This window comes from Snodgrassella sp. W8132 (assembly GCF_016100865.1).
Classification (GTDB): domain Bacteria; phylum Pseudomonadota; class Gammaproteobacteria; order Burkholderiales; family Neisseriaceae; genus Snodgrassella; species Snodgrassella alvi.
The window spans coordinates 323,821-341,745 of sequence record NZ_JACFRQ010000002.1 but is presented as its reverse complement, the minus strand read 5'-3'; the positions used below and the strand labels follow the sequence as shown (position 1 = coordinate 341,745).

Annotated in this window: 16 protein-coding genes; 11 read left to right on the top strand and 5 right to left on the bottom strand. The window is 43.6% G+C overall.

Translation table 11 applies throughout. The annotated features are described in order from the left end of the window. Positions 1 to 16 precede the first annotated feature (16 nt). From glmU to H3U82_RS09155, 4 genes are all read left to right on the top strand, one after another. Positions 17 to 1,387: a bifunctional UDP-N-acetylglucosamine diphosphorylase/glucosamine-1-phosphate N-acetyltransferase GlmU gene (gene glmU, locus H3U82_RS09170; RefSeq protein WP_198210267.1), complete on the top strand. Its 1,371-nt coding sequence runs from the start codon at positions 17 to 19 to the stop codon at positions 1,385 to 1,387. 326 nt (positions 1,388 to 1,713) lie between these two features. Beyond that, on the top strand, positions 1,714 to 1,956 hold the full coding sequence (locus H3U82_RS09165) for a FeoA family protein (RefSeq protein ID WP_198210266.1): 243 nt from the start codon (positions 1,714 to 1,716) through the stop codon (positions 1,954 to 1,956). Then, entirely contained in the window at positions 1,953 to 4,277 is a 2,325-nt protein-coding gene (feoB, locus tag H3U82_RS09160) for a Fe(2+) transporter permease subunit FeoB (protein ID WP_198210265.1), read from the top strand. The genes H3U82_RS09165 and feoB overlap by 4 nt, the downstream gene beginning before the upstream one ends. Before the next feature lie 144 nt (positions 4,278 to 4,421). Beyond that, the gene (locus tag H3U82_RS09155) at positions 4,422 to 4,694 is read left to right on the top strand and encodes a FeoC-like transcriptional regulator (protein WP_198210264.1); all 273 of its coding nucleotides are present in this window, start codon (positions 4,422 to 4,424) and stop codon (positions 4,692 to 4,694) included. Between the two features lie 173 nt (positions 4,695 to 4,867). Here H3U82_RS09155 and H3U82_RS09150 read toward each other — a convergent pair whose 3' ends face one another. Next, a complete protein-coding gene (locus tag H3U82_RS09150) occupies positions 4,868 to 5,098 on the bottom strand; it encodes a hypothetical protein (RefSeq protein ID WP_198210263.1) in 231 nt (76 codons plus the stop codon). Positions 5,099 to 5,129: 31 nt separating this feature from the next. On the opposite strand from H3U82_RS09150, the gene glmS reads away from it, so the two are divergent. The 3 genes from glmS (at position 5,130) to H3U82_RS09135 (ending at position 9,378) form a co-directional block, all read left to right on the top strand. Then, the gene (glmS, locus tag H3U82_RS09145) at positions 5,130 to 6,971 is read left to right on the top strand and encodes a glutamine--fructose-6-phosphate transaminase (isomerizing) (RefSeq protein WP_198210261.1); all 1,842 of its coding nucleotides are present in this window, start codon (positions 5,130 to 5,132) and stop codon (positions 6,969 to 6,971) included. A 425-nt stretch (positions 6,972 to 7,396) separates the two neighbouring features. Continuing rightward, positions 7,397 to 8,902: a glucosyltransferase domain-containing protein gene (locus H3U82_RS09140; RefSeq protein ID WP_198210259.1), complete on the top strand. Its 1,506-nt coding sequence runs from the start codon at positions 7,397 to 7,399 to the stop codon at positions 8,900 to 8,902. Positions 8,903 to 9,210: 308 nt separating this feature from the next. Then, on the top strand, positions 9,211 to 9,378 hold the full coding sequence (locus H3U82_RS09135; protein WP_198210256.1) for a hypothetical protein: 168 nt from the start codon (positions 9,211 to 9,213) through the stop codon (positions 9,376 to 9,378). 162 nt (positions 9,379 to 9,540) lie between these two features. Here the strand turns inward: H3U82_RS09135 and H3U82_RS09130 are convergent, their stop codons facing one another. Beyond that, the gene (locus H3U82_RS09130; RefSeq protein ID WP_198210254.1) at positions 9,541 to 10,623 is read right to left on the bottom strand and encodes an ADP-ribosylglycohydrolase family protein; all 1,083 of its coding nucleotides are present in this window, start codon (positions 10,621 to 10,623) and stop codon (positions 9,541 to 9,543) included. 538 nt (positions 10,624 to 11,161) lie between these two features. On the opposite strand from H3U82_RS09130, the gene hutW reads away from it, so the two are divergent. Genes hutW through H3U82_RS09115 form a run of 3 tightly spaced genes read left to right on the top strand, consistent with a single transcriptional unit; the run spans position 11,162 to position 13,743 of the window. Further along, positions 11,162 to 12,544, top strand: a complete 1,383-nt coding sequence (gene hutW / locus H3U82_RS09125; RefSeq protein WP_198210252.1) for a heme anaerobic degradation radical SAM methyltransferase ChuW/HutW — start codon at positions 11,162 to 11,164, stop codon at positions 12,542 to 12,544. 40 nt (positions 12,545 to 12,584) lie between these two features. Further along, entirely contained in the window at positions 12,585 to 13,088 is a 504-nt protein-coding gene (gene hutX, locus H3U82_RS09120) for a heme utilization cystosolic carrier protein HutX (RefSeq protein ID WP_198210250.1), read from the top strand. 10 nt (positions 13,089 to 13,098) lie between these two features. Further along, positions 13,099 to 13,743, top strand: coding sequence for an NAD(P)H-binding protein (locus tag H3U82_RS09115; RefSeq protein WP_198210249.1), 645 nt, complete (start codon positions 13,099 to 13,101; stop codon positions 13,741 to 13,743). Positions 13,744 to 13,860: 117 nt separating this feature from the next. Here H3U82_RS09115 and H3U82_RS09110 read toward each other — a convergent pair whose 3' ends face one another. The 3 genes from H3U82_RS09110 to H3U82_RS09100 form a co-directional block, all read right to left on the bottom strand. Next, positions 13,861 to 14,199 (bottom strand): zinc ribbon domain-containing protein YjdM, encoded by a 339-nt coding sequence (locus H3U82_RS09110; RefSeq protein ID WP_025331531.1) that lies wholly within the window; start codon positions 14,197 to 14,199, stop codon positions 13,861 to 13,863. Between the two features lie 120 nt (positions 14,200 to 14,319). Next, positions 14,320 to 15,102, bottom strand: a complete 783-nt coding sequence (gene yaaA / locus H3U82_RS09105; protein ID WP_198210248.1) for a peroxide stress protein YaaA — start codon at positions 15,100 to 15,102, stop codon at positions 14,320 to 14,322. Between the two features lie 332 nt (positions 15,103 to 15,434). Further along, the gene (locus tag H3U82_RS09100; protein WP_025331533.1) at positions 15,435 to 16,826 is read right to left on the bottom strand and encodes an NAD-dependent succinate-semialdehyde dehydrogenase; all 1,392 of its coding nucleotides are present in this window, start codon (positions 16,824 to 16,826) and stop codon (positions 15,435 to 15,437) included. A gap of 478 nt (positions 16,827 to 17,304) precedes the next feature. Here H3U82_RS09100 and H3U82_RS09095 point away from each other — a divergent pair, with 478 nt between their 5' ends. Then, complete coding sequence (locus tag H3U82_RS09095) at positions 17,305 to 17,856, top strand: flavodoxin family protein (protein WP_025331534.1); 552 nt, start codon at positions 17,305 to 17,307, stop codon at positions 17,854 to 17,856. The last annotated feature ends 69 nt before the right edge of the window (positions 17,857 to 17,925 follow it).

Below are 17,925 nucleotides of genomic sequence, written 5' to 3'. Positions count from 1 at the left end.
TAATATATACAAATTTATGGCTAATTCACCCTTAAATATCGTCATCCTTGCAGCCGGCAAAGGTACCCGGATGTATTCACGCCTGCCCAAAGTTCTGCATGAAATCGGCGGTATCAGCATGCTGGAACGCGTTATTAACACCGCACAGAGTCTGCATCCGGACAATATCACCGTCGTTATTGGTCACGGCAAAGAGCTGGTACGGGAACAAATTCAGGCAGACGTATGCTGGGTGGAACAAGACCAGCAACTGGGTACCGGCCATGCAGTCAGAATGGCTCTGCCATATTTATCCGACAGCGGACGCACTCTGATTCTGTATGGCGATGTACCCCTTATCGATCAGCAAACACTGGAAGAATTACTCAGCACCGCCGGTAAAGACGTAGGATTACTGACAGACGTTCTCGACAATCCGGCCGGCTATGGCCGCATCATCCGTCAACATGGCAATGTTGTCGCCATTGTCGAAGAAAAAGATGCCAGTGCAGAGGAAAAAGCCATTTGCGAAACCAATACCGGTATCTTTGTACTGCCCAATTGTCAGCTGACCCAATGGCTCAATGCGTTGCAAAATAACAATAGTCAGCAAGAATACTACCTGACTGATGTCATTGCACTGGCCCGGCAGGACAATATTCCCGTTCATCCGCTGCAAGTGCGTGCATCATGGCTGGCAGCTGGCGTTAATAACAAACTGCAACTGGCACAGCTGGAGCGCATCCTGCAACAGCAGCAGGCTACGGCACTGCTTCAGGCTGGCGTAACCCTGCGTGACCCTGCCCGTTTCGACTTACGCGGACAGCTAACCCACGGACAAGACGTAATAATCGACATTAATGTCATTCTGGAAGGGAATGTAGATCTTGGTGACAACGTTTCCATTGGTGCCAATTGTGTGATTAAAAACGCCACCATCGGCTCCGGTACCATCATTCACCCCAATTCCCATCTGGAAAACTGCAATATTGGCAGCGATGCCCGGGTTGGTCCGTTTGCACGCCTGCGTCCGCAGGCACAGATTGGTGACGCAGTACATATCGGTAATTTTGTCGAAGTTAAAAACAGCACCATTGGCTATGGCAGCAAAGCCAACCATCTTACCTATCTGGGCGATGCCACTATTGGCGAAAACAGCAACATTGGCGCCGGTACCATCACCTGTAATTATGACGGAGTTAACAAATACCATACTACCATTGGCAATCATGTCCGCATCGGTTCCGGCAATATGCTTATTGCGCCTATCACCATAGGTGACCGTGCCACCACCGGTGCCGGCAGTACTCTGAGCAGAAACTGCCCGCCAGACAAACTGACACTGTCACGCAGTCGCCAGACAACTTTGTCAGAATGGCAGCGACCAGAAAAAAACAACGAAAAATAATCTCTTTATCAGCCCGCCAGTGTTATTCTGCCTGCCGGGCTGATTATCTGTATTCACTAATCTTTCCCGCCTTTACATCTGTTTCACCAAACCCGCCATACTTTAATCAAAAGCATTACATATCTGCGTTTAAAAAATACACAAACTAATTATAATTCGCAAAATAATCACTTTATTCACTACATTCTTCACAAAAGAACTAAACAAAGCATTTTCTCTTAGCCATTCATACAAGCAAATTAACAGGCAAAAGTAATATCATGTACAATAAAAATGATTCCCAATAATAACAAAGACACCTTACCTACTACTGAAGGTCAATCGCAGTGCCAATACTTACTCTTGATCAACTACCGTTTGGTCAGCCGGCAGTTATAACCCGACTGTTGCCCGAATCTCTGCCTTTCCGCCGGCGTCTGTTAGCCATGGGCATTACCCCCGGCAGCTACGTTACCGTAATCCGTACAGCACCATTAGGCGATCCACTGGAAATCAAAACCCGCGGATTTTACCTATGCCTGCGGCGCAGTGAAGCACAAGCCATCGGCGTAGTTGAGGCAACACAATGAAAATAGCATTAATCGGCAATCCCAATAGCGGCAAAAGTACGCTTTTCAATGCGCTTACCGGTTCACGCCAGCAGGTAGGAAACTGGCCCGGGGTAACTGTAGAACGCAAAACCGGTAGTATCCAGATAAACCAGCAACAGGTAGAAATCATCGACCTGCCCGGCACCTATGCCATAGAAAATCTCGACATAGCTGCTTCTCAGGATGAAATGATTGCGCGTGAGTTTGTTCTCAATGAACCAGACAGCCTGATCATCAACATTATCGACGCCACTAATCTGCAACGCAGTCTGTACCTGACTTTCCAGCTGCTCGACCTCAAACGGCCGATGCTGGTCGTTCTCAACATGATCGATGCCCTGCATAACATAGGGGAAAATATCAGCATCAGCACACTGAGTAAACAGCTTGGCTGTCCGGTTATCGCCATTTCCGCTGCACGAAAAACCGGAATACCGCAACTTAAACAGGCAATTGCACAGGCCATCACCACCCCTGTAGCTGCCCATCCCGAGCTGGATACTCTTGGTAGCAAACAAAGCATCATTATCCGCAACTATCTGGCTCAGCTTCCGGCCGATAGTGCCGTACACCAGCTCGACCAGTGGTCGCTGATCGAATTATTACTTAAACAGAACCCCGTTTCTCTTACTGAAACCGAAAAACATATCCTGCAACAATGCCGTGATGCCTTGTCTGACTGGTGTAACCATGAAATCGACGTTGCCCTTGCCAGCGCCCGTTATGACGCCATCGATAAGCTAAGCCGCTCTGCAATTGAAAAGCCGCGTGAAGCAAATCTGTCCTTATCCGATAAAATTGACCGTATTACCCTGGGCCGCTATACCGGCATCCCGTTTTTTCTGTTCGTCATGTACCTGATGTTTATGGTAGCGGTTAAATTCGGCTCTGTATTTATCGATTTCTTCGACATCCTCTTTGGCACCATATTTGTCGATGGCTTCTCCGCCCTGCTCACCAAACTCGGCTCTCCCGAGTGGCTGATTGCTATTCTGGCCAACGGAATCGGTAGTGGTATTCAAACAGTGGCCACATTCATTCCGGTTATTGCAGCCATGTTTCTGTGCCTGTCATTTCTCGAAGATTCCGGCTATCTGGCGCGTGCCGCAATGGTAGTCGATCGCAGCATGCGTGCCATTGGCCTGCCGGGCAAAGCCTTTGTTCCTATGCTGGTCGGCTTCGGCTGTGGTGTACCTGCCATTATGGGTACCCGCACACTGGACTGTGCCCGTGACCGTCTCATGTCTATCAGCATGATACCTTTTATGTCCTGTGGTGCCAGACTGCCGGTTTACACCCTGTTTGCTGTTTTGTTTTTTCCTGAAAACGCCTCAACCGTGGTTTTTATCCTTTATCTGCTCGGTATCGGTGTTGCCATTCTTACCGGTATTATTCTCAAGCACACCCTGCTGCCCGGCGACATTACCCCTTTTATTATGGAAATGCCCGCTTATCGTTTGCCTACATTGCGCGGCATGCTTTACCTGACATGGTCACGTCTGAAAGGATTCATTTTCCGTGCCGGACAGGCCATCGTACTCATGGTAACCATTCTCAGCCTGCTTAACTCACTGGGTAGCGACGGCTCATTCGGCCACAATGACAGCAGCCAGTCTGTACTGTCGGTTTCCAGTCAGAAAATTACCCCGGTATTCACGCCTATGGGTATCAATGAACAAAACTGGCCGGCTACGGTAGGTATATTTACCGGTATCTTTGCCAAAGAAGCCGTCATTGCCACCCTCAACTCCCTGTACTCTATGAAAGCGGAAGAGGATGGCGGAGAAGAAACCTTTAATTTTCAGGCCGGTGTCATCAAAGCCCTGAACACCATACCAGCCAACTTAAACGAACTGGCCGGTTCCTTTCTCGATCCTCTGGGGTTTAGTGCGCTGAATCAGAGTGCTGACAGCGTACAGCAGGATATGGACATGACCGGACGCACAGTAACCAAACTGGAAACCTCCTTCGGCAGTAGTGCCGCCGCAATGGCCTATCTCATATTCATCCTGCTATATACACCGTGTGCGGCTGCGCTAGGTACCATTTACCGCGAAGCCGGCGGACGCTGGATGCTGTTTGTAGCCGGCTGGACATTCTTTACCGGCTGGAGCTGTGCCACCATTTACTACCAGTACCACCAGCTTAGTCACAGTACCAGCGCCGCATACTGGATTGGCGGAGTAGCCTGCCTGTTTATTCTTGTTGTTTGCAGCATGAAATTTATCGGCAGCCGGCGTCAGACTTGCCAGATAACCATGAAAAACTGCCCGCACAGCAAAAGTAGCTGCTGTCACTGAGCAATCAGGCATTTTTACTAATTACCAAAACTTATTTACTTAAACAGATAGTGATATTTGCAAAATCATCACTATCTATTTGTATTCAGTTATCCAGACAGCAGGAACAAACCATCAGCCAACCCAGATAAAGGACTACCGGATATGCTTATCACTGCCATTCGTGACTACCTTATCACTATCGGACAAGCCAGCCTGCAGGATTTGTCCCGCCATTTTCAGGTGCAGGAAAGTGCCATGGAGCAAATGCTTAATTTTTGGCTCAGAAAAGGGATCATACGCCAGATAGCTCCTTACCAGCCTTCCTGTCAGCAAAGTAAATGCAGCGACTGCTTTATTTGTCCTGAAGGTGCCAAAAAAATTTATCAGGCCGTCACCGGCACAGACAGAACCATTCCGATTACCCGCTTAGCCTGAACCAGCAAAAATTTCAAATCTGACTTACCTGGATGCAAAACTGTCTTTTCAGGTGAAAACACATTAACAATTTGCCGGCATAAATCAATACCACTAACATATCCCTAAACCAGATATTTAATGACACCCACAGAACAAATGAATAAAATATCTGATATATAAAGATAATTTATCTACCCAACATCATCCTGAAAACCATTAGCATAAACATATCTGTCTGTTTGTACAGCCGGCTGTAAACAAAGTTTACTGTACAAATCCGCCGTTTCCATTACAATCTTCATTTCAAATAAAACTGAAACAGCATCATCAGGCAGACGATACACATAAACTGGAATCAGCACGGCATAACCCGCAAACCGTAACAGCCGCATTCCAGCCAGGTAAAAAAACCGTAATTGCATTGCAACCATGCCTGTTGAAAAAGGATAAACCATGTGTGGCATAGTTGGCGCCATTCGCGCACAGAATAACGTAGTAGAATTTCTTACCAGCGGTCTGGAACGGCTGGAATACCGCGGATATGACTCTTCCGGCATTGCCGTATGGACACCGGACGGTATTGAGCGCGTACGCCGTGTCGGCCGCGTTAAATTTATGGAAGAAGCCGCTCAGGCTGCCGGACTCAAAGGCAGACTGGGTATTGGCCACACCCGCTGGGCAACACACGGTGGTGTTACCGAACCCAACGCCCATCCGCATATTTCTAACAATATGATTGCCATTGTTCATAATGGCATTATCGAAAACTTTGAAAGTGAGCGTAGCCGGCTACAGGCACTGGGTTATGAATTCACATCTCAAACTGATACAGAAGTCATTGCTCATAGCATCCATTACGAATACACCCACACCAGCACCGGCAACCTGTTTCAGGCGGTACAAACTGCCTGCAAACGTTTTCAGGGTGCCTATGCCATCGGCGTTATTGCCAGAGACAATCCCGATAAACTTGTGGCTGCGCGTATGGGCTGTCCACTGTTAGTGGCACTGGGTGAAAATGAAAGCTTTATCGCTTCCGATGTTTCCGCCGTTATTGCTTATACCCGTCGTGTTGTCTTTCTCGAAGATGGCGACCTTGTTCAGCTATCCACACAAGGCATTGATATTCTGCTCGACAAACACAATCAGCCGGCAGAACGTGAAATCAAAATGTCCGAACTGTCCTTAGCTTCGCTCGAACTGGGGTTGTACAGCCATTTCATGCAAAAAGAAATTCACGAACAGCCCAAAGCCATCACCGACACCGCCGAAGTATTTCTGGTAGGCGGCTTTGAGCCGGAAAACTTTGGCGCCAGTGCTGCCGGCATCTTTGAGCGAATCCGTAACATTAAAATTCTTGCCTGCGGTACCTCCTACTACTCCGCACTCACTGCACGTTACTGGCTGGAAGCCATTGCGCAAATACCGACAGACGTCGAAATTGCCAGTGAATACCGCTACCGCAAAGTTATTGCCGATCCGGAACAGCTGGTCATCACGATTTCTCAGTCCGGCGAAACACTTGATACCATGGAAGCGCTTAAATATGCGCAGTCACTGGGCATGCAGCACAGCCTTTCTATTTGCAATGTAATGGAATCGGCTCTGCCGCGTGAAAGTGAACTGGTACTGTATACCCGCGCCGGTGCCGAAATCGGTGTAGCCTCTACCAAAGCCTTTACGACTCAGCTTGTGGCATTGTTCGGACTGGCGGTAACACTGGGTAAAATGCGCGGACTGGTTACCCCTGAAGAAGAAGAGCAATATACCAATGAGCTGCGCCTGCTTCCCGGCAGCGTGCAGCATGTACTTAATCTCGAACCGCAAATTGCCGGCTGGGCAAATCAGTTTGCCGCTAAAAATAACGCACTGTTTCTAGGCCGCGGCATTCATTACCCCATCGCCCTTGAAGGTGCTCTGAAACTTAAAGAGATTACCTATATTCATGCCGAAGCTTATCCGGCCGGTGAGCTTAAGCACGGCCCGCTGGCACTGGTAGACCAGAATATGCCTGTAGTGGTGATTGCACCTAATGACAGCCTGCTCGAGAAAGTCAAAGCCAATATGCAGGAAGTAGCCGCACGCGGCGGTGAGCTCTTTGTATTCACCGATCTGGACAGCGAATTCAGCGCCGATGAAGGCGTACACGTTATCCGTACCCCGCGCCATATGGGCGTACTTTCCCCGATTGTACACACCATACCGGTACAACTACTGGCCTACCACACCGCACTGGCCCGCGGCACTGATGTAGATAAACCAAGAAATCTGGCGAAATCGGTGACTGTAGAATAAATAGCTTGTGAACGCTTTTTAATTCTTAAACGCCCTGTTGAAGAACAACAGGGCGTTTAATTTTCCTTAAATTAAAATATATTAAAATAAAACCTGAGCCACTTAATATCCTAATTAATCTGCATTTTCATTGAATAATCAGCGTTTTTATTACATATAATTATTTAAAAACTAATACCAGCTTTATTTATTATATTTTTAGCATAAAACCTCAAATCAACTTTATATTTTGTTTTTTACTTTAAAAATAGTTTTTATTAGCTTTAATCTTCTTATATAGAGTAACTGATTAAATCAAATTGAATTATAATTTCTCCATAGAAAAGAAAGCTCCGGTTTATTCAAGATTCTATGTCAGCGACAAATATTCCGGAGAAATATAGATTATTAAACAACAAGCTTTACCTTAATAAGGGTGACATTGAATGCAATTTTTGCAGCTAGACCAGAATAATAAACACCAGATTGCCATATTTTCTTTTCTGTCCGCATTAATCATCTATATTTTTGTTTTCGGCTTTGAGCTTACTCATTTTTCTTTGTCTATAGATGAAGAATTCAATAACAACATTTTGCATACTGTCGCAATTGGCAGATGGGGGCATGCCTTATTGAAAGCCAGTATTTATCCGGAACCTTTTATCCCCTTTTTCACTGAAATTCTGACGTTTATTTTATTGGCCGCTTCGTGCACGGTAATTGTAAAAATATTTTGTTTAAATCTGAATCAATCGCTTTTCTTTACTGTTTTATATGCCTCATCTGTACAGTTTGCCTATCAGTTACAGTTTCTGAACCAGTGTGACACATTGGCCACAGCAATATTACTGTCATCTGTTGCCGTATACTTGATTGTCAGAAAAAATTCCTTTCTGCATACCGTAATTTTTCCGGCCTTTCTGATCTGTTATTCAATAGCTATTTATCAATCATTAATCTTTCTCCCGTACTCATTACTAATCGCATATTTATTAATCGATGAGGTCAGAGGTACAGAAAATACCCGGCATTTAAAACTGATAGCTGCATTATGTATTTCCTCAGTTATCGGATTAATATTGTATTTTGTACTGGGAAAATTAATTCTGAATTATTATCATCTGCAGTCTGAATCTTATTTAAGCGATATTGTTACCTGGTTTAATGAATCACCCGTACAAAACTTAAAAAATATCAGACGTTCTATAGAGCACTATTTCACTCTAAAAGCCCCCTACGGATTAAATACCTTTTTAATTGCGTTTGTATTTTTAATTTTGCCACTCCTGTATCCATTAAAAAGAAAAGCCAGATATGGGTTTTATGTACTTTTAAGCATTCTGACTTTGTTCTGTATGAATATTGTTGTCGGCAAAGGCTTGCCAGCCAGAACAATGACCAGTTTTACCGTATTCTTTGCCTCTGCAGGACTGATTGGCTTTATTATTATCCGAAAAAATAAATATTTATGGGCGGTAGCCGCTTTTTCATTTTTATATGGTTTGGCCTGTTCCAGTAACCTATTTTATACAGACTATATTGCCTACAATAAAGATTATCGGCTGGCTTCATTTATTGCCAGTGATATCGCCAAAGAAATAAAAATATCTCCGGATGCCCCTGTCAAAGTATATTTCTTTGGTGCGATGGATATTAAACGCGTAAACAGACCAAATAATTCAGATATGTTTGGTGCTTCATTTCTTAACTGGGATAGCGGTAATTCCGTAAGAATATCTGCATTTATGAATAAAGCCGAAATTGCCACTATCATTCCCGCATCCTATGATGATATTAAATCTGATTTAAATACCGTTTATGCCGCACCTGTGTGGCCGCAGAAAGGCAGTATTTTCCAGATAAAGGATGTGGTAGTAGTAAAACTCGGACAAAGCGTAGGTTTTTGCCCGAACGGCGTTAAGGAAAATACGATACCAAAACAATGTTTATAAAATCATCGGCCTGTTTTTATCTGTTTAATGGTTCAGCAATAAAGTATTTATTGCCTAATACGACGGTAACAGCCGTCTGAAACCATACAGCATGATAATACAGAATATATAGTTCGGATACTTTAAATATATATTTCAATCAATGTAGTAGAATTATTTTTATTGAAGCATTTCTAAATTAACCAACTCAATATTGAAGATTAGTTTAAGAGTAATAACAAAGCAATCATTATTCTAAAATTTTTATAAAAATGTTATAATTTATATGCTTATTTTTAAATAATATCTTTATCTCATAAAGGAGGAAAATGAAAAAATATAAAGTTGTTTATGCGTTATTAACTGAATCAGCAGCTAGATTTAAAATTATTGAAGCTAAAGATGCCTTGCAAGCCACATTACTTTTGAGAGTAGAAGTTGCAAAAGAATATTCTGATTATTTAGAAATATTAGATGTACAAGAAATATCAGATTAATATCCCCTTATTAGTTATTCAATTAAAATTCTGATTGTTATTTTATATTGATTAATCCAATAAAATAAGCCACTTCTAATGTGGCTTATTTTATTGAATTTAAATATATTTTTATAGTTATAAGTTTTTTTATCAAGAACAAGAGTATTAATTTTTAATAATTTAAAAGGGCGGTAACAACCGTCTGAAACCATGCAACATGATTATGCAGAAAAAAAGTATATTTCTGCATAATAAAAAAACATATGGTGGCTGTTTCAAACTGATAATCTGTTTCGGATGATGTTTTCTGTCAGCCAGTGCCACCGAGAGTTTGCGCAGATAATTCATACTCATTGGCCATTCTTTCACACCTTGCAGCCATTGTTCCGGAATACCTGCTTCGCCCACATAAATACCGGCAAGAGCGCCGGCAATGGCTGCCGTGGTATCAGTATCCCCGCCCGCATGTACTAATGCACTGACGGTTTGTTCGTAATCACCATAATAGCGCAGCCATGCATAGATAACAGCAGGCACGGTATTGTTAATATAGCCAGTAATTCCTTTTTTTTCCAGTTTCAGCGCCAGCAGATAATCATGCAATTGAGCCTGCTGCTTAAGTTTCTGCTGAGCCAGTTGCAAGTGACTGATAAGCTGCTCTCCGCTTAGCGCAGGCATAATCTCAGCAAAGAAACTGTCAGCAGACACCTCAGACTGCTGCCGGCTGGCATAGCCGGCGGCCATGGCAATCACCCATGCGCCTTCTTCAGCACGCGGATCAGTATGAGTTATGATGGTAGCTGCATGAATGCATTCACGCATGATGTCAGGATTACCGGCAAAAAACCAGCCTATCACCGGTGCACGCATAGCCGCTCCGTTACCGGCAGAATTATTACCGCTTTTAGCCGGATTGATACCCAGACACAATTTCAGGCAGGCTTTTAAAGTAGCCATACCCAAACCGGCCGGCATGGTCAGAAACCATCGCCTCATGCCTCTGCCCAGCCGGCCACTAAAATCCTTCGGATTCAGCTTACAGCTCAGCAGACATTGTGCCACCATCGCTGCATGCTCAGTATCATCACTGCATAACCCTATTCTCCCCCATGGAGTGACAATCAGGCTGTGCTGAATTTTATCGCCAAACATACGTCTGGCTCGCTTAGGAGCAATACCCTCACGAGCCAGCCCTATTGCATCACCAACTGCGGTACCAATAAGCAATCCGGTAATCTGCCGGACAGACTGGGTTTGTTGCATAATTTATTTCCGGTGGATGAATAATAAATTTACAAATGTTAACTATACAGTATTTTCTTTATTAATTCCTGTTTTAACTGTTGAGATTATCAAATTTTTATTTATTTTCAGAATATTCAATAATAATAATCCTCAGCCATAAAGATAACCTGCTGCCAATTAAATATATAGTCAGAATACAGAGTTTATATAATTACCATTTAATAAATACAATTAATTCAAAAATCAGAACTTTAATCAATATTGATTTTTATAAATTCAGTTTTAAGCTTATCAAGCTTTAATTCAGACAGATAAATTTATTCACACTATTATCTGATTCAGCCGTATTCTTTTAATCATTGATAGATGAATTCCAATACGCATAAAATAGTTTTTGTACAACTATTCTACAGAATAAACATTTCTATTGGCATATTCAAGTCTGTTGATATGTATCAATAAACAGGATATTGTTAAGTATACATGGTCATAAAACCATTGCCATATGATAATAATTATTATTTAATTCTTGCAGCTTTCAATTTATGTCTGTGTTATGAAATCATTGGATTTAAGCCGTTATTATGCTGCATGTTCTGGTTTACCGTTTCAGGATCGCCGGGCTGTCATGCCATTACGCGCAAGTATGCCACTGGCTGCGGAAGATATCGAAAAGCAATGGCAACAATTACAGCAAACTGAACTTACCGGCAATAAAAGGCTGATTTATATTCATATCCCCTTTTGTGATACTCACTGCCAGTTTTGTGGTTTTTACCAGAATCTGCTGCGCAAATTTGATACTGAAGCATATATTGATGCCTTACTAACCGAAATCACTCTGGAAATCAACAATCCGGCATTACAGTCTGCACCCATTCATGCGGTTTATTTCGGAGGTGGTACACCATCCGCTCTGCCCGCCGGTCAGCTAGCCCGGGTAATCAGTTTACTGAAACAGTCATTACCTCTTGCACCTGATTGTGAAATTACTATTGAAGGACGAATTTCTGATTTCGATGAGGCACGTACAGATAGTTATATAGAGGCAGGTGCAAACCGGTTTTCAATCGGTATTCAGACTTTCGATACCAATATTCGTCAGAAGCTCGGACGCTTATCCAAACGTGAACAGATTATAGAAACATTTGAACGAATTGCCGCTAAAGACAGTGTAGCACTGGTGTGCGATCTGATGTTTGGATTACCCGGGCAGACGCCTCAGAGCTGGCAGACAGATTTAGAACTTGCTGCCGGCCTGCCGCTAGATGGTGTGGATTTGTATGCTCTAAATCTGCTCTCTTCCACACCGCTGGCTAAGCGGGTGGAAAACGGCCAACTTGAATTACCTTCAGTAGCGGATAAATGTCATTTTTATTTACAGGGTGAAGCTTTTTTACGCCGGCAGGGCTGGATGCAGCTAAGTAACAGCCATTGGGCTAAAACCACACGTGAACGAAATTTATATAATCTGCTAATTAAGCAGGGTGCTGATTTCTTTGCATTTGGCTCCGGTGCCGGTGGCCGGCTGGGCGGTCAGTCATTTATGCTGCAACGCGATCTGGCTGAGTACTACACACGGCTGAAACAAGGCAAAAAACCATTGATGATGCTTACCGGCCAATCTTTACTAGGAGAATGGTTATATCAGCTTCAGGCCGGTATAGAACAGGGCCGGGTTGATTTAGCTGCACTGACAACACAGGCTCACTTGTTGGATCCATTACTGGAACAATGGCAGCAGGCGGGTTTACTCGTCAATGATGCACGCTGTCTGTTGCTAACACCATCAGGCCGTTTCTGGTCGAGCAATCTGTTACAGGCTTTGCAGCAATTACTATTGTCTTTGAATAATCCGGAACATCTTGAGCGGCAGGAAAAAATGATGCAGATGCGCCAAAGCGGAAAACCCGCGCCAGGGCATACCGCTGCTCCGTAATATCTCAGCGTCAAAACAGTTTTAATTTAAGGAAATAAAAATGACTGAACAGTCTGCAAGTAATAATCTTAAACTTTTCATGCAAAGTAACCCGGAAGGTACGCTGGAACAGATTGCCCGGCAATATCAGACTAGTTTAACCGCAGTAATTGAAGCCGTGCCTAATGCAGTGATGACAGACGGAAGTCAATTTGATACTGTGTGGCAGGAAGTACTTACATGGGGTGAAATTACTTTTCTGGTTCACACTCCAGATATTATTGCTGAATTTTCCGGTGAACTGCCAGCTGGAAAATATGGTGCCGGTTATTTCAATTTGCAGCATAAGCAAGCATTCGGCGGGCATATCCGGGCAGAAAACTGTGCACATATCGCTTTTGTTGAGCGCAGTTTTATGCATATGGCTACCGCGGGAATTATTTTTCTGAACCGTCAGGGCGAAGCCATGTTTAAAATTTTTGTCGGACGTGATGAACAAAGACAATTAAAAGCACAGCAATTAGATAAATTCAGAATTCTGGCTAAACGTTTCCGTCCGGACTAAGGAAAAACTGATGAAAACGCTATTATTGTTCGGGGTGAGCTCTAAAAAAGGCACCGGCTATCAGGTATTACAGCTGGCATTACAGCAATCATCTGAATGGCGCTGCGCGGCACTGGTACGCGATGCCGCTTTTGCCGCTGAATTAAACCGGCAGGGTGTGCAGACTGTAGTTGGTGATGCTACCGATGAATCCAGTGTCAAAGAAATATGTCAGCTTGCCGGCACCAATACCATAATTGTCTCTACTCTGGGTGGATCAGCTGGCGCACATTATCTGGCTCAGCGCCTGATTATTGATACAGCTGAACAAGCTGGTATCTCCCGGATGCTGCTGGTTACCTCTCTGGGCTGCGGCGACTCATGGCATACTATGTCTGAACGCGCAAAAACTGCTTTCGGGCATGCTGTACGGGAAAAATCTCTGGCAGAGGTATGGCTGCAAACCAGTAAGCTGAATTATGAAATTCTGCGTCCGGGCGGTTTGTCTAATGGTGACGTTACTGACACAGGTAAATGTTTTTATCAGCAGGAGGTACATGGTTTTATTCATCGTACTGAACTGGCTAATGTCATTATGCAAAGAATCAGTGCCAGTGTTCTGGACAACCGCATCTATGCAGTCGTTGACCCGGGGTTAACTTCCGACAATAATTAGAGCATATTGGCGCCTGTATGTGGATAACTTAGTTATCCACAGATCAAAACCCACCCTGTCTGCAATTAAAAATTGGCAGACAGGGTGGGTTTTGTGTACGTATCTCTTTAAAAAATATCAGGCCTTTTTCACAAAGCACGCTTTAAGCATGATTTTCATGCCGTCAATTTTGCAATCAATTTCATGATCGCCTTCAACCAGACGAATACCTTTAGCTTTGGCACCTTTTTTCAGAACAGTGCTACTACCTTTAAGCTTAAGGTCTTTAATCAGAATAACGTCGTCACCAGTCGACAACGGATTACCGTTACTGTCTTTAACATCAAGCTCTTGTGATGAACCGGTATTGCTAGCAGCATCCCATTCGTGTCCGCATTCCAGACAGACAGTAAAGCTACCATCAAAATAATTTTGTTCGCTGGCACATTGCGGGCAGATTGGGGTTGATTCAGACATGGTTACACCTTTGCGATGGTAAAAGCGGCGATTGTACCTAATTTTGCTACAACTACCACATTTTTATGTACTTGCTCTGCTTTTTTTGCAACTTTTGTACAGCTATACTGAATAATATGCCTAATTACGGTATTGCTGAGCTGTTTTTTCTGAACGTTTGAATACCAGTTCATCCTCACTTGATTCATGTGCAGCAAACTGGTAACCATGCTCATTAAATTCATGCAGCATTTTAAGTGAGTGCAGTTTATTGCGTACAATAAAGCGAGTCATTAATCCCATGGCTTCTTTCGCATAAGCATTAACATTCATGTATTTACCCGCTTTTTCATCCAGAAAAACCGGTTTAATTACCTGTGCTTTAAGTTTATCCTTATCTATTGCTTTGAAATAATTATCAAAAGCTAAATCAATGATGGTTTCAGTTTCGATTTGATTCAAATGGCTGGTCAGGGTTTCATGCCAGAAATGATACAAATTAATGCCTTTAGGATTCTCCAGACGTACATTCATGCTCAGACGGTAGGGCTGAATTAAATCCAGCGGACGCAATATGCCGTACAAACCGGAAAGAATACATACAGCGGTTTGCATATAATCCAGTTCATGCAGGGATAAATCACTGACTTTCAGGCTGGTGTAGATATCACCACTATAGGCAAAAACCGCCTGTAAAGCATTATCAGGGGTAAATGGCGTATGCCAGTCCTGAAAACGCTGCTGATTAAGCTCAGCCAGATGCGGGCTGATGTGCATCAATTCTTCCAGCTGTTTCACACTTAGCTGACGACAATAATGTATTAACTGTTCGCTCTGTTTGAGAAACTGTGGCTGAGTATACTTTTCACTCAGGCGCGGATTAGCAAAGTCCTGACTGGTGGGTGCAGCGATAATGGTTAACATACGGCCTCCTGTTCAATCACTGGTACACATTTATGCTCATCATGGTGAAATAAAATATTATTATCAATCAGATAATGCATAAAAACTCGACATCACCACTTTACCTGAGAAAATATTGTCAGCAGAACACAATAGCCGGAATTTAGCATAATGCTACATATATATTACATTTCAGTAACGTATATGTCTCTCCAGGTAAACACTTTACTGAACCGAAAAAACAGATTGCTAACCACAATGGAGAAAATAAAGAAACAATTAATTTACTGACGGTCGGAGATAAAAAAACAGGGCTGCACACTGTCAGCCCTGTTTTGCTTTATTTGCTCTGCTTAGAATTCACCGTCAATATCGGCAATACTTACCAGCTTAGCATTAACAAATTCTTTTAAGCCCAGATCCAGTAATTCACGTCCGAATCCGGAACGTTTCACCCCACCGAAAGGTAAATCAGCTTTTACCATGGTTGGATGATTAATAAATACCATACCGGTATCAATCTGCTGAGCCAGCTGTGCACCGCGTTCTTCGTCAGCAGTAAAGATAGATCCGCCCAATCCGTACGGGCTATCGTTAGCAATCTCGATAGCGTGTGCTGCATCTTTAGCACGGTAAATTGAAGAAACCGGACCAAAGAATTCCCAGTGACGTGCCGGATTATCCGGCTGAATATTGGTCAGAATAACCGGCCGGAAGAAACAGCCCTGAGCAGGCATATCCAGCGGGATTTCCTCAGCGTGCGCACCAAGCTTAACTGCTTCATCCAGCTGCTGCTGTAAACCAGTAACGGCTGAGCGTGAAGACAGCGGAGCCAGTGTTGTGGCTGCATCCATCGGATCACCCATGCGCAATTGCTGCACACCCTGACGATACAAACTTAGGAAACGGTCGTATACACCATCTTCTACAATAATACGCTTGGCACTGACACATACCTGACCGGCATTCCAGTGACGTCCGAAAACAGCCCATTTAGCTGCTTTTTCGATATCTGCGTCATTGAGTACGATGAAAGCATCTGCACCACCCAGTTCAAGGGTACATTTTTTCACTGCGGCTCCGGCCTGAGCGGCAACAATGGCACCGGCACTTTCAGAGCCAGTCAGCGCTACACCGCGTACACGCGGATCTGCAATGATTTTGGCCAGTTGAGCATGAGTTGGATAGAGATTCTGGAAAGCACCGGCCATTAAACCGGCCTGAAGGAACATCGCCTCCATTTTCGCTGCACACTGAGGTACATTAGAAGCATGTTTCAGCACAATCACATTACCGGCAGCCAGTTGCGGGGCTGCAATACGTGCTATCTGGTAATAAGGGAAATTCCATGGCTCAACAGCCAGAATAATACCCTGCGGAGCAAATTCAATACGGGCACGATTACCTTTATTGGATGTAACCGGTAACACTTCCGGCTGAAGCTGCCGTTCAGCATTAACTGCATAATATTCAAGAATCTGTGCTGACAGTTCCGTTTCTGCTTTAGCTTCACTAAACAGTTTACCCATTTCCAGCGTGAGTAAACTGGCATATTCTTCAATATTAGCCCGCAGAATATCCGCAGCGTTTTGCAGAATACGCGCACGCTGGGCAAATGTAGTAGTTTTCCACTGATGGAAAGCGGCATCAGCATGATTTAATGCTGCTTCCAGCTCAATATCGGTAGTATCAGAAAATGCCTTTACCTGTTGCTCGGTATAAGGATTGGTACTAGCGTACGCCATATAATTACCTCTCATGAGTAAAAGTTACACCACGGTTACTGCCCTGTTGGCTATTTTTGGTGTGCCGCCGGTACGGGCAGGTTCTGAAACAATTACAGTGTTTACTATGAAGAAATGGTTGTGTGCCTGATGTGTGCTGCCGCTGTTAATTATCTTTTGTAAGCCTGATACAGGCTACCGGCAACATTAATTTTCCTGTCTGTTATCACTCTAGCATGATTATGTATTAATTGAGTTTAACAATAATTTACCACAACAGCAAGCGCACCGTAAACTAACAAATTCCAGCATGCTGTCTTAGTGCATTAGTGTATTAGCTAAATACCATAGCAACTGGTATGTGTAAGGATAATAATGCATCAGTCAATAATTTCTTCGCAGGCAATAATCGAAATTTTTGTTTCCTGAAACTCTCTTGCAGTAGCAGCACAGCACGCATAAACTGTTTTAACATTTAATCATTCATAAGGATGTACAAATGAGTAAACTGGCGATAGTGGTTTTTTCCGGTTACGGCCATACTCGTAAAATAGCTGAAGCAGCTGCTGCAGATACCGATGCAGTACTGGTTGAAATTGATGCTAATGGTGATCTGGACAATGATCAGTGGCAACAGCTTCACGACGCCAAAGGGATTATTTTTGCCGCACCTACTTATATGGGCAATGTACCCTGGCAATTCAAAAAATTTGCTGATGCCACTTCAGGACTGTGGGCAGAGCGCGCATGGCAAAATAAAGTATTTGGCGGATTTACCAATAGTGCCAGTTTTAACGGTGACAAACAGGTTACGCTTCTCTGGATGCAGACACTGGCCGCACAGCACGGCGGTATCTGGGTAAGTCTGGGACTGTTACCGGCCAATAACAAAGAAGCAGACCGTAATGATATTAATGTACTCGGAGGCTCTGGAGGAGCGCTGATACAAACACCGGCAGATGCCAGCGTAGATGAAATTCCGCGCGGCGATATTGAAACCGTTAAAATCTACGTAGCACGGGTAAGCGAAATCATCAATAAATTAGCTTAATCGTTTTTAAGCTAATTTCGAATTTCAGCCCGTTATCTGTTTTTGCCGGTTAATGGCAGTAACAGATAA

Excerpts from the sequence above, each read along its gene's own strand:
- H3U82_RS09155 (WP_198210264.1), top strand. The coding sequence starts at position 4,422 with ATGCTTATCACTGCCATTCGTGACTACCTTATCACTATCGGACAAGCC.
- H3U82_RS09150 (WP_198210263.1), bottom strand. The coding sequence starts at position 5,098 with ATGCAATTACGGTTTTTTTACCTGGCTGGAATGCGGCTGTTACGGTTT.
- H3U82_RS09110 (WP_025331531.1), bottom strand. The coding sequence starts at position 14,199 with ATGTCTGAATCAACCCCAATCTGCCCGCAATGTGCCAGCGAACAAAAT.
- yaaA (WP_198210248.1), bottom strand. The coding sequence starts at position 15,102 with ATGTTAACCATTATCGCTGCACCCACCAGTCAGGACTTTGCTAATCCG.
- hutW (WP_198210252.1), top strand. The coding sequence starts at position 11,162 with ATGAAATCATTGGATTTAAGCCGTTATTATGCTGCATGTTCTGGTTTA.
- H3U82_RS09100 (WP_025331533.1), bottom strand. The coding sequence starts at position 16,826 with ATGGCGTACGCTAGTACCAATCCTTATACCGAGCAACAGGTAAAGGCA.
- H3U82_RS09135 (WP_198210256.1), top strand. The coding sequence starts at position 9,211 with ATGAAAAAATATAAAGTTGTTTATGCGTTATTAACTGAATCAGCAGCT.
- H3U82_RS09115 (WP_198210249.1), top strand. The coding sequence starts at position 13,099 with ATGAAAACGCTATTATTGTTCGGGGTGAGCTCTAAAAAAGGCACCGGC.
- H3U82_RS09130 (WP_198210254.1), bottom strand. The coding sequence starts at position 10,623 with ATGCAACAAACCCAGTCTGTCCGGCAGATTACCGGATTGCTTATTGGT.
- hutX (WP_198210250.1), top strand. The coding sequence starts at position 12,585 with ATGACTGAACAGTCTGCAAGTAATAATCTTAAACTTTTCATGCAAAGT.
- glmS (WP_198210261.1), top strand. The coding sequence starts at position 5,130 with ATGTGTGGCATAGTTGGCGCCATTCGCGCACAGAATAACGTAGTAGAA.
- H3U82_RS09140 (WP_198210259.1), top strand. The coding sequence starts at position 7,397 with ATGCAATTTTTGCAGCTAGACCAGAATAATAAACACCAGATTGCCATA.
- feoB (WP_198210265.1), top strand. The coding sequence starts at position 1,953 with ATGAAAATAGCATTAATCGGCAATCCCAATAGCGGCAAAAGTACGCTT.
- glmU (WP_198210267.1), top strand. The coding sequence starts at position 17 with ATGGCTAATTCACCCTTAAATATCGTCATCCTTGCAGCCGGCAAAGGT.
- H3U82_RS09095 (WP_025331534.1), top strand. The coding sequence starts at position 17,305 with ATGAGTAAACTGGCGATAGTGGTTTTTTCCGGTTACGGCCATACTCGT.